Annotated in this window: 14 protein-coding genes and 1 pseudogene; 3 read left to right on the top strand and 12 right to left on the bottom strand. The window is 37.3% G+C overall.

Annotation, left to right across the window (positions count from 1 at the left end; all coding sequences use genetic code 11):
* The first annotated feature begins 103 nt into the window (after positions 1-103).
* Entirely contained in the window at positions 104-364 is a 261-nt protein-coding gene (gene rpsT / locus V7137_RS02170) for a 30S ribosomal protein S20 (protein WP_218349545.1), read from the top strand.
* A 136-nt stretch (positions 365-500) separates the two neighbouring features.
* On the opposite strand, the gene holA is transcribed toward rpsT, so the two are convergent.
* Positions 501-1,517 (bottom strand): DNA polymerase III subunit delta, encoded by a 1,017-nt coding sequence (gene holA, locus V7137_RS02165; protein ID WP_335696546.1) that lies wholly within the window; start codon positions 1,515-1,517, stop codon positions 501-503.
* Between the two features lie 304 nt (positions 1,518-1,821).
* Between holA and V7137_RS02160 the strand changes: the two genes are divergently transcribed.
* Entirely contained in the window at positions 1,822-1,956 is a 135-nt protein-coding gene (locus V7137_RS02160) for a YqzM family protein (RefSeq protein ID WP_218349547.1), read from the top strand.
* Positions 1,957-2,114: 158 nt separating this feature from the next.
* Here V7137_RS02160 and V7137_RS02155 read toward each other — a convergent pair whose 3' ends face one another.
* The 3 genes and pseudogenes from V7137_RS02155 to V7137_RS02145 form a co-directional block, all read right to left on the bottom strand.
* Positions 2,115-4,442 carry a DNA internalization-related competence protein ComEC/Rec2 gene (locus V7137_RS02155; protein ID WP_335696545.1) on the bottom strand — a complete coding sequence of 776 codons (2,328 nt, stop codon included), beginning with the start codon at positions 4,440-4,442 and terminating at the stop codon, positions 2,115-2,117.
* Between the two features lie 83 nt (positions 4,443-4,525).
* A pseudogene (locus tag V7137_RS02150) lies at positions 4,526-4,972 on the bottom strand (ComE operon protein 2); the annotation flags it as partial.
* A 73-nt stretch (positions 4,973-5,045) separates the two neighbouring features.
* Complete coding sequence (locus V7137_RS02145) at positions 5,046-5,687, bottom strand: helix-hairpin-helix domain-containing protein (protein WP_335696543.1); 642 nt, start codon at positions 5,685-5,687, stop codon at positions 5,046-5,048.
* An 86-nt stretch (positions 5,688-5,773) separates the two neighbouring features.
* Here V7137_RS02145 and comER point away from each other — a divergent pair, with 86 nt between their 5' ends.
* Positions 5,774-6,598: a late competence protein ComER gene (gene comER / locus V7137_RS02140; protein WP_218349551.1), complete on the top strand. Its 825-nt coding sequence runs from the start codon at positions 5,774-5,776 to the stop codon at positions 6,596-6,598.
* Positions 6,599-6,662: 64 nt separating this feature from the next.
* Here comER and V7137_RS02135 read toward each other — a convergent pair whose 3' ends face one another.
* From V7137_RS02135 to V7137_RS02100, 8 genes are read right to left on the bottom strand one after another with little or no spacing between them, the layout of a single operon-like run.
* A complete protein-coding gene (locus V7137_RS02135) occupies positions 6,663-7,412 on the bottom strand; it encodes a class I SAM-dependent DNA methyltransferase (RefSeq protein WP_335696542.1) in 750 nt (249 codons plus the stop codon).
* Positions 7,409-7,765, bottom strand: coding sequence for a ribosome silencing factor (gene rsfS / locus V7137_RS02130; protein ID WP_335696541.1), 357 nt, complete (start codon positions 7,763-7,765; stop codon positions 7,409-7,411). The genes V7137_RS02135 and rsfS overlap by 4 nt, the downstream gene beginning before the upstream one ends.
* Positions 7,766-7,768: 3 nt before the next feature.
* On the bottom strand, positions 7,769-8,335 hold the full coding sequence (yqeK, locus tag V7137_RS02125) for a bis(5'-nucleosyl)-tetraphosphatase (symmetrical) YqeK (RefSeq protein WP_335696540.1): 567 nt from the start codon (positions 8,333-8,335) through the stop codon (positions 7,769-7,771).
* Positions 8,325-8,894, bottom strand: coding sequence for a nicotinate-nucleotide adenylyltransferase (locus V7137_RS02120; RefSeq protein ID WP_335696539.1), 570 nt, complete (start codon positions 8,892-8,894; stop codon positions 8,325-8,327). The genes yqeK and V7137_RS02120 overlap by 11 nt, the downstream gene beginning before the upstream one ends.
* 24 nt (positions 8,895-8,918) lie before the next feature.
* The gene (gene yhbY, locus V7137_RS02115; RefSeq protein WP_218347733.1) at positions 8,919-9,209 is read right to left on the bottom strand and encodes a ribosome assembly RNA-binding protein YhbY; all 291 of its coding nucleotides are present in this window, start codon (positions 9,207-9,209) and stop codon (positions 8,919-8,921) included.
* Positions 9,203-10,042 carry a shikimate dehydrogenase gene (gene aroE, locus V7137_RS02110; protein ID WP_335696538.1) on the bottom strand — a complete coding sequence of 280 codons (840 nt, stop codon included), beginning with the start codon at positions 10,040-10,042 and terminating at the stop codon, positions 9,203-9,205. Before aroE ends, yhbY begins: the two co-directional genes overlap by 7 nt.
* A 33-nt stretch (positions 10,043-10,075) precedes the next feature.
* Positions 10,076-11,182, bottom strand: coding sequence for a ribosome biogenesis GTPase YqeH (gene yqeH, locus V7137_RS02105; RefSeq protein ID WP_335696537.1), 1,107 nt, complete (start codon positions 11,180-11,182; stop codon positions 10,076-10,078).
* A 3-nt stretch (positions 11,183-11,185) separates the two neighbouring features.
* On the bottom strand, positions 11,186-11,701 hold the full coding sequence (locus V7137_RS02100) for a YqeG family HAD IIIA-type phosphatase (RefSeq protein ID WP_335696536.1): 516 nt from the start codon (positions 11,699-11,701) through the stop codon (positions 11,186-11,188).
* Positions 11,702-12,128: the final 427 nt, after the last annotated feature.

The following is a 12,128-nucleotide window of genomic DNA, read 5'->3' as shown; positions in this document are numbered from 1 at the left end:
ATTATAGGCATCCATTTGATAAAATATTTCATGTTCTGATTAATTTTTTAGGAATGTTAAGTCGAGTTCATATAGTCTCGATTCTTTGTAGGAGGTGAAAGTAATGCCTAATATTAAATCTGCTATTAAGCGTGTAAAAACAAGTGAAGCTCGTAACGCTCAAAATACAACTGCTAAATCTTCTATGCGTACTGCTGTTAAGAAAGTAGAAGCTGCTATTTCTACAAACGACGGTGCAGCTGCTAAAGAAGTATTTGCTGCTGCTGCTAGTAAATTAGACAAGGCTGCTGCAAAAGGACTTATCCACAAAAATGCTGCTGCTCGTAAAAAATCACGTCTAATGAAAAAAGCTAATGCTCTTTAATTTTGAGCAAAATAAAAAAACGATTCCCTTTTAAAGGAATCGTTTTTTTTTGCTCTGTTAAACTTGCCTGTTGATTTCCGCTCCAGGCGCTTCGCTNNCAGGGTGCCAAAATCAACATTTAGCTTTAACAGAGCCTTTATTTTTTCAAATGAAATAGAAACATTTCAATCAGTAAAGATTTATTCATGCCGCCAGTTTTCATTTGGTAATCAGCTTCGGCAAGTAAATCCATTAATTGAGCCAGTTCCTCATCCGTAAATTTATTGGCTTGCCCAAGGGCCAGTTTGACACGGAACGGGTGCGTTCTCAAGAAACCAGCGATTTGCTGCTGCCCATACCCTCTTCTCGAAAGTTCCTTTACTTGGTAGATTAACCTAAATTGTCCTGCAAGCAACGCCAAAATCTTGATCGGCTCTTCATTTTGTTTTAACAAATCATAATAAATCCTAAGAGCCTCATCGAGTTTTCGCTGGACAACTTTTTCAATAAGAGTGAATATATTTTGCTCAAGGGATCGTGCAACTAATTTCTCCACTAAACTAACGTCAATTCTTTTTTCCCCTGCTGCATATAAAGCCATTTTATCCACTTCACTCGTTATCATAGACATATTAGTTCCAACCAAGGCCAACAATTGATCAATTGCATCTGGTTCGAATTCAATCCCGCTGTTTTTCGCCCTGCTCTTGATCCAATTCCTTAAATCATGTTCATTTAACTTTTTGGCTTCAACGACTTCAGCGGTTCTTTTTAATTCCTTCGTTATTTTCTTTCGTTCATCCAACTTTTCATATGGAGCCGAAATCACTATCACCGAATAGGGCGATGGATCTTTCAAATACATTTCAAGCCTAGTTAAATTATGGACCGCCTTTTCCTTTGATTTTTCTGCCGTTAAAAAAATGGGATTATGTAAAAAGATGACTTTTTTTTCACCTAAAAAAGGAAAGGTCTCCGCATCTTCGATAGCTACTTCGATTGGCGTTTCCTCTAAATCATAACTGGCAAAATTAAAATCCTTCTCCTCTTCGGTCAAAATATGGTTAAGTAATAATTGCTTTGTTTCATTAATTAAAAATGACTCGGTTCCAAATAATAAATAAATAGGAGCAATTTCCTTTTGTTTAATTTTTCTCCAAATATCCATTACCATGTGTCAGCGCTCCCCTTCTTTCCATTCATTCCTATGGTAAAGAAGCTTGGACATTTTGACAAGCATTTTAAAGGGAATTAGCACCAATTTCAAAAGTGCTAATTCCCTATCTATAATGAACGCCTGCAATAGAAGCCCTAGGATATTCTATTGTCTGGCGGAGTTCCTTTAGTAAGTATAGTGTAGCCGTTTATCCGTCTTACTATTTTGACAACTCTTGTCAGTTGTGGAAAGCTATTTGAAGTTTGCTGGATTTTTTTTCGAGAATGACTTATACTATATTGTGAAATAGGAGGGGTAGACTGTGAACGAATTTGAAAAAGATGTGCAATGTAAACGAAATGACGCAAATGATTCTGGGGTAGGATTTGGGGTTTCTTTTGGTTTTTTTGCCCTAATGTTTATTGTTGCAACAGTCATTAAGGTAATCGGTTCCTAATGAATGGCTACATATGTGTAAGGTAGAAGACTGCATTCGTGCAGTCTTTTTTATTATTTAGGCTGTGTTAAACTTGCCTGTTGATTTCCGCTCCAATCAACATGGTTAGCAATATCAACAATGACCTTTAACATAGTGTTTATTTAAGATGCTTTATCCTATGGTAAGTAGGGGAAAAAGGTTCCTTTCCCGTGATAAATTTTATAAGTGATCGCTCCTTGTTGATCCGTTCGAAAAATTTGGGTATTGGTTTTTTCTAACCGCTCCAGCACCTCGTGATGTGGATGACCAAATCGGTTTTTTTCACCTACTGAAATCAAGGCTGCTTTTGGATTTATTTGAGTGATAAAAGATTCTGCGCTTGATGTTTTACTGCCATGGTGGCCCGCTTTTAATACATCAATATGTAAATTAGGATATTGTTTAATGATCTTCACTTCCCCTGCTTGATCTAAATCCCCTCCAAAAAACCAACTTACTCCGCCTATTTGTGCAATTAACGAAATGGAACCGCCATTTCTTTCTCCGTCATAATTCTTTTCAGGGGATACGATATAAAAACCATTTTCTTCAATCGCCCACTGAGCCCCTGCAGACACTCTTATGACTGGAATACGCTGCTTTTTCGCTTCCTTCATAATATCAAATTCTGTTTGAGATGGTTCGACCACATCAGGCATCAGGATTTGTTTTACCTTAATCTCTTTTAAAATTGAAAATGTCCCTCCGATATGATCCATATCCCCATGGGTTAGGATCAATTTGTCAATCTTGGTAATTCCCTTTCCTTTTAGAAATGGAACAACAACATCCCTTCCCACTTCAAAGGATTTAGCCCGTTCTCTCCATTTTTCTTCAGCAAAATGCAAGGTTCCACCTGTATCAATAAGATAAGTCCCCTTCCCATGCGGAAAATGGATTAGAATACTATCTCCCTGGCCGACATCAATCATCGTTACTTCCCCAAATGGAGATAACCAGTTCCAACTGTGCTGCGATATTAGGAGGAAAATACTGAAATTAATTAAGTAAACTTTCCTTTTTGGAAACCTTTTTGATTCCCACAGATAAAAAATAGCTAGGAGCAGTACAATATAACTGATGAGGATTAGCACATTTGGTCGCCCGGGTATAAAGCGAAATAAGGAAAAAGCAGCTAGATATTCAATTAAATGATTGGCAAGGCTAATAATCGTTAAAAAAAAATTTGTCAGAAGAATAGGGGTTTTTCCGAAGATTAATTGAAGGAAAAACAAAAGATATAGACCGGGAAGATATAGAAATGAAAAAAGCGGGATATAGACCATATTTGCAACGATGCCTATTAATGAAACTTCAAAATAATGATACAGCAGGAAAGGAAGGGCTGCTAATTGAGCAACCAATGAGGTCGCGAGCATCCGCGTTAAATTCCTTTTATATCCCTGGAGAATAACCGGAGCTGATAAAATGATAACAAAACTTACTGAAAAAGAGAGTTGGAAGCCTGCATCGAAAATTACCATTGGATTAATAAACAAGTAAGCAAGAAAAGCCAAACTGATGGCGTCAAGCGGGAAAAGCCTTATACGCACCCGCCACTTTACGGTGAGCAAGACAAGAAAAATCATCATAGCAGAGCGAATGACAGAAGGCGAACTTCCAGTTAAGATCACATAGACTGGAAGAAGCACGAGAAGAAAATTAATCATAAATTCCCTCGTTAATCCCAATCGAATGCCTAGATAATAGACCATCGCGATTAATAAGGAAACATGGAGGCCCGAAATAGCCAGTAAATGAACAATACCAGTTTTTTGATAAGCTGATAAAATATCGGGATCAAATAAATTTCTGTCACCAAAAATTAACGCGGCAGAAAGGGAGGCAATTTCACCTGGAAACTGAGACTCGAGATATTTAATCCCCATATAACGCAGTTGCTTTATCATGACCAATGGAGATGGCTGCAGTGGTGAGCAATGTTGAAGTGGATTTTCTTGAATCTCTAAAATCCAATAAATGTTCTTCCTCGTTAAATAGGTTCGGTAATTAAAAGCATTGGGGTTTTTGGCAATGGCAGGCTTTTCAAGCGCTCCTGATACAGTGCATAATCTTTGATAAAACATTCTTGTTTGTATACTTTCTTTTTCATGTTCGGATTGAATTTTGTAGCGGACGAGGATTTTCTCCTTGAAGTGTTGCTCTGTTGCCTGAACTTGTAATAAGTCACCATCGATTTTAGGGTCTTGAGTATACTGTAGATGAAAAACCGTAGTAGAAGCGGGGATACCTGTTTTATTAAGGAAAGCGGAATGATATCCAATCAACAGGAAGATAATAAAACACATCATTATACATGTTAAATGTAAAAATGTAAATCGCTTGTATTGATATAGAAGATAAAGAGTAAGAATTTGTAATAAGAAAAAAGGAAGGAACTGAACAAGAGCACCTAGTACTCCAAATAAGACAGTAATTGCGAAATAGACGTATTTTCCATTCATCTGATTTACTCCATAAGGGTTCTTTTAAATAGAAGAGCCGGCATATTACCGGCGTCTGTTTGGAAGTCTTATTGTTTTACTTTTTGTAAATCAATAACTGACTCCGTTAATTCAACCTTTTCAATTGAAACGTTTGCTTGATGAAAAAGGTCAATCGCATACGGATGATTTTTATAATCCTCCGCAAAATAAACCGTTTTAATACCTGCTTGGATAATTGCTTTACAACATTGAAGACACGGGAAATGGGTGACATATATTTCAGCATCCGCGGTCGGAACTCCAAATTTAGCACACTGTAGCAGTGCATTCATTTCAGCATGTATGGTCCTGACACAGTGATTGTCAATAACATAACAACCTTTATCAATACAATGGTCTCCGCCCGTGATCGAACCATTGTAACCTCCGGCAATAATTCGTTTATCTCTTACGATGGTCGCACCGACTGTCAACCGAGTACATGTGCTTCTAAGAGCGAGCAAATGGCTTTGTGCCATAAAATATTGATCCCATGAAATTCTCTCCACTTCTCCCACTCCCTTTTTTAAATTTCTTCCTTAAGTTTAATCGTGCTTATCCATATTGGTCAAATAAAGTTTTCTAAATAGTTATCAAATCTTTTAATTTTTCAAAAGTTTTGTCACCAATACCGCTAATATTTTTTAAATCTTCAACTGTTTTAAAGGGGCCACTCGTGTTTCTATATTCGACGATGGCTGCTGCCTTAGCTGGCCCAATGCCGGGGAGATTTTGCAGCTGAGTTTCATCTGCCTTATTAATGTTAATTTTCGTGTCTTTTTGACTGCCTCCTGAGGAGGAAGTGTTACCTCCGGAGGCGATTGGTGTCGTAATACCCTCCTCTCCTTTTGCAGGTATGTAAATAATCATTTCATCCTTGACATGTTCTGCAAAATTCACCTGACTTTGGTCTGCTTTGTCCGTTAATCCCCCTGCGCGGCTAATAACATCAATCACTCTTTCACCTGTATTTGCTTGATAAACTCCTGGCTGTTTAATTTGTCCTTTCACATCCACCATAATTTTTTCTGGCAGGTCAGACTGCTTTTCAGGTTGGATATTTCTATTTTCTTTCTCTTCACTTTGTAACGTTTCTTCCATATTTAGGGTGTTAGTTGGCGAAGTCTTTACAGAACCGCTGTCATAAAAATAATAAATACCACTTAGTGCTATCAAAGCACCTATTAATACAGAAATCTTATGTGCAATCAACCAGTCTTTCACTTGAATCCTTCCTTTCTAAAGGTATATTTCACTTTCTGAATTCATATGGTTATAAAAGAATATTGCATGCGAGGAGGGTCGGAACAATGAATATAGGTATTATCGGTACTGGTAATATGGGGACAATGCTGGTTGAAGCCATGATTGAAGGAAAAGCCATTTCCCCTGCTTCGATAATAATTACAAACAGGACAAAATCAAAAGCCTTGTTGCTTAAAGATAAATATAAAGGAATTAAAGTTGGGGCAAATCCAGGAGAAGTAGCTGCTGAGTCCGACTTGTTATTTGTTTGTGTCAAACCATTGGATGTATATAAAATTTTAAATGAAATAAAACCACATTTAAGTCCAGAAAAATGTCTGATTTCGATAACGAGTCCTATCAGTACAAGCCAAATTGAGAAAAAGGTTGCCTGTTCATCTGCCAGGATTATCCCAAGCATTACCAATCGGGCCTTATCTGGGGTGTCATTGATTAGCTATGGAGAAAATTGCAGTGAGTTATGGAAAACAAAAATCGAGGAATTAACTGCCAAAATTTCGGTACCAGTTCATATTGAGGAAAAAATAACGAGAGCTGCCTCTGATATCGTCAGTTGTGGTCCCGCGTTCTTTAGCTATCTACTACAAAGTTTCATCAAAGCTGCAGTAAAAGAAACGGAAATTGATGAAAATGATGCAACCGTTATGGCAAGTGAAATGATTATCGGTCTAGGTGAGTTATTAAAGCAAGGACATTATACGTTGTCGTCACTACAAGAAAAGGTATGTGTAAAGGGTGGAATTACAGGCGAAGGTATTAAAGTATTAGATAATGAGCTCGGGGAAATTTTTGAACATATCTTTCAAGCAACACAAGCAAAATTTAAAGAAGACCTTGATAAAGTGGAAGCACAATTCTCAAATTATTAATTTCGTCATGAACTGACAATATTCCTTTTTTTTAAAATAAAAAAGCCATCTTTTTTAGATGGCTTTATTTGTATTTTCTCGCAATAAAAAAGATCCGTTCTGATTGTGAGTGAGGTTCAACGTTTTCAAAATCAGCACTGACTTCCAGCAGTTCAAAACCAGCATCAATCAGCCAGTTTGAATATTGCTGAACTGGATATGTACGTTGAAAATGAAGTTCATCGAAGCGTTCATACGTTCCGGTCCGTTCATCTAAAACGAAAAAGCTTAACTCATGTTCGACACTATTCTGACTGTCTCCAGCGAAGCTATTCCAAATAAAGGATACCTCTTCCTCACTGGAAGCATATGTTTGATTGATAAATAGATGAGCAACTTTAAAAATGGAATGGACATCAAAGATGAGAATTCCATCATTGGCCAAATGCTGATAAACAGTTGAAAAAGTAGAAATGACTTCTTCCTCAGTTTGGAGATAATTGAACGAGTCACAAAAAATACCAATGACATCAAATTCTCCCTGACCTTCCAAGTCAGCCATATTTTGCTGGAAGAACGGGATTCTTACCCCTGCTTCCTCAGCTTTTGCCTGTGCTACTGCTAACATATCCTCAGATAAATCGATACCCGTTACTTGAAAACCGTCTCTGGCTAATCGGACAGATAATTCGCCCGTGCCACATGCCAAATCAAGTAAACGAGTACTTGTCACATTATATTTTACGCACCGATCTTTGACAAACTGGACCCACTCATCATAGGGTGCATCCTTCATTAGTTCATCATAAAGATAAGCGAATTGTTGATAACTCATGTATTTAACTCACTGAGGATATCTTCCAATGGTGCATCGCCCCATAAGCGTTCTAATTTGTAATAGCTTCTTTCATCACGATGAAAGACGTGGGCAACAACATCGCCAAGATCAATTAATATCCATCTGGCTTCATCAAAGCCCTCCATCCTTTTTACCTCATAACCAAGTTCCTGGGCTTTTTCTTTCATTTCCCTTGCAATCGCCTGAACTTGTTTATCGGAATTACCATGACAAATAATAAAGTAATCAGCAATGAGGGAAATCCCCTTCATATTTAAGGCAAGAATGTCTTCCGCTCGTTTGTCATCTGCGGCTTTTACGGCAATTTTTAGTAGTTCATGGTTATCCATTAATCAATCCTCCAGTTTTTTGAGTAGGTCATTGTACGTATAGAATGTATCAGGGTAAACAGTTTGATTCTTTTTCAATAAAAAGATAATGGTGTTTTTGATTGCCATAATTAAGGCTTTATCTAAACTTTCTTTAGCCATCTCTCTTACTTCTTCCACACCTGGAAAATGACGGCCTGGTTCAATGTAATCCGCCAAATATATTATTTTTTCTAGTACGGTCATTCCTGGTCTTCCTGATGTATGATACCGAATGGCATCTAATACTTCGGAATCGGTAATGCCCGCTTCCTTTTCCACCAAGTACGTACCAGCAGGTGCATGCCATAATTCCGAATTGAAATGAAGTAGATCCTCAGGAAATCCCTGACTAGCAATAATTTCTTTCATTTCATCTTTTGGACGAAATTTTGCATAATCATGAAAAATGGCAGCTAACTCAGCTTTTTGTTCATCTCCGCCATATTGCTTAGCAAGTGCTATCGCTGTCTCCATTACTCCTAAAGTATGCTGATAGCGATGGTCGGTTAATTGTTCCTTAACAAGCTTTAATGCCACTTCACGTTCCATATAAATGCTTCTCCTCTATATATTGAATGACCGGATCAGGCAGTAAATACCGAATGGTCTGTCCGTTTTTTACCCTATCTCGAATCATACTAGATGATACCTCAATTGCTGGGACATCTATGTAATGGACAGGGTACTCCGATTGACTGCTATATGCCGGTCTTTCTACTCCAACAAATTGGACAAGTTTAATAAGTTCGTCAATTTTATGCCATTTCGGCAGATACTCAATCATATCCGCGCCAATAATAAAGAAAAACTGATGGTCGGAATACTGTGCATTAATCATTTTCATCGTATCGACTGTATAAGAAGGGCCTTGTCTATGAAGTTCAATGGTTTCGACTCTAAATGCATCATTGCCTTGGATGGCTAATTCGAGCATTTGCAGGCGGTCTTCATTTTTGATTGATTCCGATTTTTTCTTATGAGGAGGTTCTTGGTTTGGCATAAACCAAATTTCATCTAGATGAAGGGTGGAAAGAACCTCATTTGCAATTAAAAGATGTCCGTAATGCGGAGGATCAAAAGTTCCTCCCAATATTCCCACCTTCTTCATGCTCTCGACTCCTTATCTTTTCGATTATGGAAGCTTGATTGTTTTCTTTTCGACAGACTCTTTGTATAGGACAATGGTATTCCCGATAAGTTGAACAATTTCTGCTCCAGTGCCCTCAGCTAACTGCTCAGCAACGACTGTTTTATCTTCTTCACAATTCTGCAAAACACTGACTTTAAAAAGTTCTCTTGCTTCCAGTGCATCTGCAATTTGCTTAATCATATTTTCGTTAACTCCCCCCTTACCTACTTGAAAAATAGGATCTAAATGGTGAGCTTTTGACCGTAAGAATCTTTTTTGCTTTCCTGTTAACATGATCTTCCTCCTAGTTGTTTTAACACATTATCTCTCATTCTTTCTACATCAGGGAAATTTCCTGTCCATTTTTCAAAAGCAAGAGCTCCTTGATAAACAAACATATCTAATCCGTTTTGGATAACTGCTCCCTTTTGTTGCGCTTCTTTTAAAAATTGTGTTTCAAGCGGATTGTATATGATATCACAAAAGACCGAGTGATTCCTTATATTATTTAAAGAGATTGGCTGCTCATTAATTTTTGGGGACATGCCGATCAAGGTTGTTTGAATAACTAAATCATACTCCCCTATTGTTGCACTTGCCTCTTCAAATGAACAAGCTCTAGATGAAACGGAATATGGACATTCCTTGATTAATCCACTAGCATTCTCGATCGTGCGATTTGCAATGTCCAGTTTCAGAGGTTTTTCCTTTGCCAATGTAAAATAGATAGCTCTCGCTGCTCCGCCCGCTCCGATTATCAGAACTTTTTGACCTTCTATTTGAGGTAATATTGCACTTAACCCTTTTAAAAACCCAGGACCATCTGTGTTATAGCCAATTAATTGACCATTCTCATTTACAACTGTATTGACCGCACCGATATTGGCAGCTAAATCATCTATACCATCCAGAAAGGGAATGATTTTGCTTTTATGCGGAACTGTAACATTAAATCCACCGACACCCACCGCTTTTAATCCCTTGACAGCATCATGTAAATCCTCATCCTTAACATGAAAGGGCAGATAGACCGCATCCATGTTATAAAAGGAAAATAAATCATTGAGCATAATTGGCGACATTGAATGTCCGATTGGATCCCCCAAAACAGCAAATAATTTCTTCACCAGTATTCCCCCCACCCATTAAGCATTCTCTATTTATATTAAGGATTTTCTAATTAGTGCTTGTACCCCTTTAGGCACATAGGCCGCAACCTTTGCACCAGGCTCATTTACTGTGATCCATCCTAGGCCCGAGAAAACAATATCAGTTTTTGCTTCTTTAATAATAAATTCCTGTTTCACAAGTTCTGGAAAGGAATCTAATTGATCCATACGAGGTGGGGTCAACATTTCACCCACATGTTTCTCATAAAGTTCATCGGCATTCTCAATTTTTGTCCTGTGAATATTTAATTCATTAGAAACATAACAAACAAATGATCTTCGACCGCCGCTAATATAATCGAAGCGGGCTAAACCGCCGAAAAACAATGTCTGTCCTTCATTTAATTGAAATACCTTTGGCTTGATTTCCTTTTTAGGTGTGATGATTTTTAAATCCCTCTTATCAACAAAATGAGCCATTTGATGATGGTTAATAATACCAGGGGAATCAATTAATGATTTTTCATCATCCAAAGGTATTTTGATAATATCCAAAGTCGTTCCCGGAAAATGGGAGGTGGTAATAACATCTGTTTCACCTGTTACCTCTTTTATGATTCGATTGATGAACGTAGATTTTCCTACGTTTGTACAACCCACTACATAGACGTCTTTACCGTTTCGATGTTCATCAATGGCCGCCGCGGTTTCTCGAACAAACAACCCCCTTGCTGCACTTACAAGGAATACATCTTCCGGCTTTAATCCAAGTTCTTTTGCCTCATGTTTCATCCAATGAATTAATTTGCTATGTTTCACAGACTTAGGTAACAAATCAACCTTATTTCCGACAAGCAAGACTTTATTACTGCCAACAAATCGATGTAACCCAGGGAGCCAACTGCCATTAAAGTCAAAAATATCGACAATCATAACAATTAAAGCATCTGACTTACCCATTTCATTTAATATTTTCAAGAAATCATCGTCTGTTAAGCTGACATCTTGAACCTCATTGTAATGCTTAAGACGAAAACAGCGCTGGCAAATAATCATTTCTTTTTCCAAGGCCGACGCTGGTGCATATCCTAGTTCCGCTGGGTTTTCTGTTTGAACTTTTATTCCGCAACCCATACATAAATGTTGATGTTCACTCACACTTTAATCCTCCCATTGAAGCATACCTTTTTTTCGAAACCAATTTAATATTCTTCTTTCGGCAAAACGGTTAAACTTTGTGAAAAAGCCGTCCGTCTGGGCAACAGGGACAACCAGGATGGTATGAAATCCACCCCGGTTCCCGCCAAGGACATCTGTCAGCAACTGATCTCCAATCACTACTGCCTCTTCTTTTTTAATTCCCATTTGAGAAATCGCTTTATGAAAAGCGACTGCAAATGGCTTCCTGGCCCTAAAAATAAACGGGATTTTCAGTGGATCCGAAAAAGCTTTGACTCGTTCTTCATTATTATTAGAAACAATTGTAACGAGAATATTATGTTTTTTAACTTCCTCAAACCATTTAATTAATGGAGGAGTAGCAAAGGGGCGGTCCCACTCTACTAACGTATTATCTAAATCCGTAATAATCCCTTTAATACCCTTCGTTCTCAACTCTTGGGGAGATATATCAAGAATGCTTTTGACATGTTCATTCGGTAAAAAATGTTTTAACACTAAGTTTACACCTCATTGAGTTCTGAATAGATCGTTCAAAATTTTTACATGTACCATCATAACCAATTTTACCCTTTGTTTCAAAGATAAAAGAAATTAGTTTTAAACTTATTATTCATCAAAACATGATAATCCATGATTTATAAATAAAATTGTGTATTCCACCCAGTCTAAATATATCAAAATTAGACCGTTATTAAAAAACAAAAAAATATTTTTCGACAAATTTCTTCATTTCTAAACATTGTGGATAAAGTTATTAACATTATACCCATTGAATCATGCAGTTTTCATGATTTTATAAACAAAGTAATCACAACTTATCCACCAGATTATGTGGATAAATGGAACGATTGTTCTATAGGAATATATTTGGTAGATTTAGGGTACACCAATTGAACATACCATTTTATGTTTACATTTCCTA

This window comes from Neobacillus drentensis (assembly GCF_036962765.1).
GTDB lineage: Bacteria > Bacillota > Bacilli > Bacillales > Cytobacillaceae > Neobacillus > Neobacillus drentensis_C.
Note: the sequence above shows the minus strand (reverse complement) of the source record. Positions and strands in the feature narration are given on the sequence as shown.

Bases quoted from the DNA above. Each gene is read 5' to 3' on its own strand.
- rpsT (WP_218349545.1), top strand. From the start codon at position 104: ATGCCTAATATTAAATCTGCTATTAAGCGTGTAAAAACAAGTGAAGCT.
- holA (WP_335696546.1), bottom strand. From the start codon at position 1,517: ATGGTAATGGATATTTGGAGAAAAATTAAACAAAAGGAAATTGCTCCT.
- V7137_RS02155 (WP_335696545.1), bottom strand. From the start codon at position 4,442: ATGAATGGAAAATACGTCTATTTCGCAATTACTGTCTTATTTGGAGTA.
- comER (WP_218349551.1), top strand. From the start codon at position 5,774: ATGAATATAGGTATTATCGGTACTGGTAATATGGGGACAATGCTGGTT.
- V7137_RS02135 (WP_335696542.1), bottom strand. From the start codon at position 7,412: ATGAGTTATCAACAATTCGCTTATCTTTATGATGAACTAATGAAGGAT.
- rsfS (WP_335696541.1), bottom strand. From the start codon at position 7,765: ATGGATAACCATGAACTACTAAAAATTGCCGTAAAAGCCGCAGATGAC.
- yqeK (WP_335696540.1), bottom strand. From the start codon at position 8,335: ATGGAACGTGAAGTGGCATTAAAGCTTGTTAAGGAACAATTAACCGAC.
- V7137_RS02120 (WP_335696539.1), bottom strand. From the start codon at position 8,894: ATGAAGAAGGTGGGAATATTGGGAGGAACTTTTGATCCTCCGCATTAC.
- yhbY (WP_218347733.1), bottom strand. From the start codon at position 9,209: ATGTTAACAGGAAAGCAAAAAAGATTCTTACGGTCAAAAGCTCACCAT.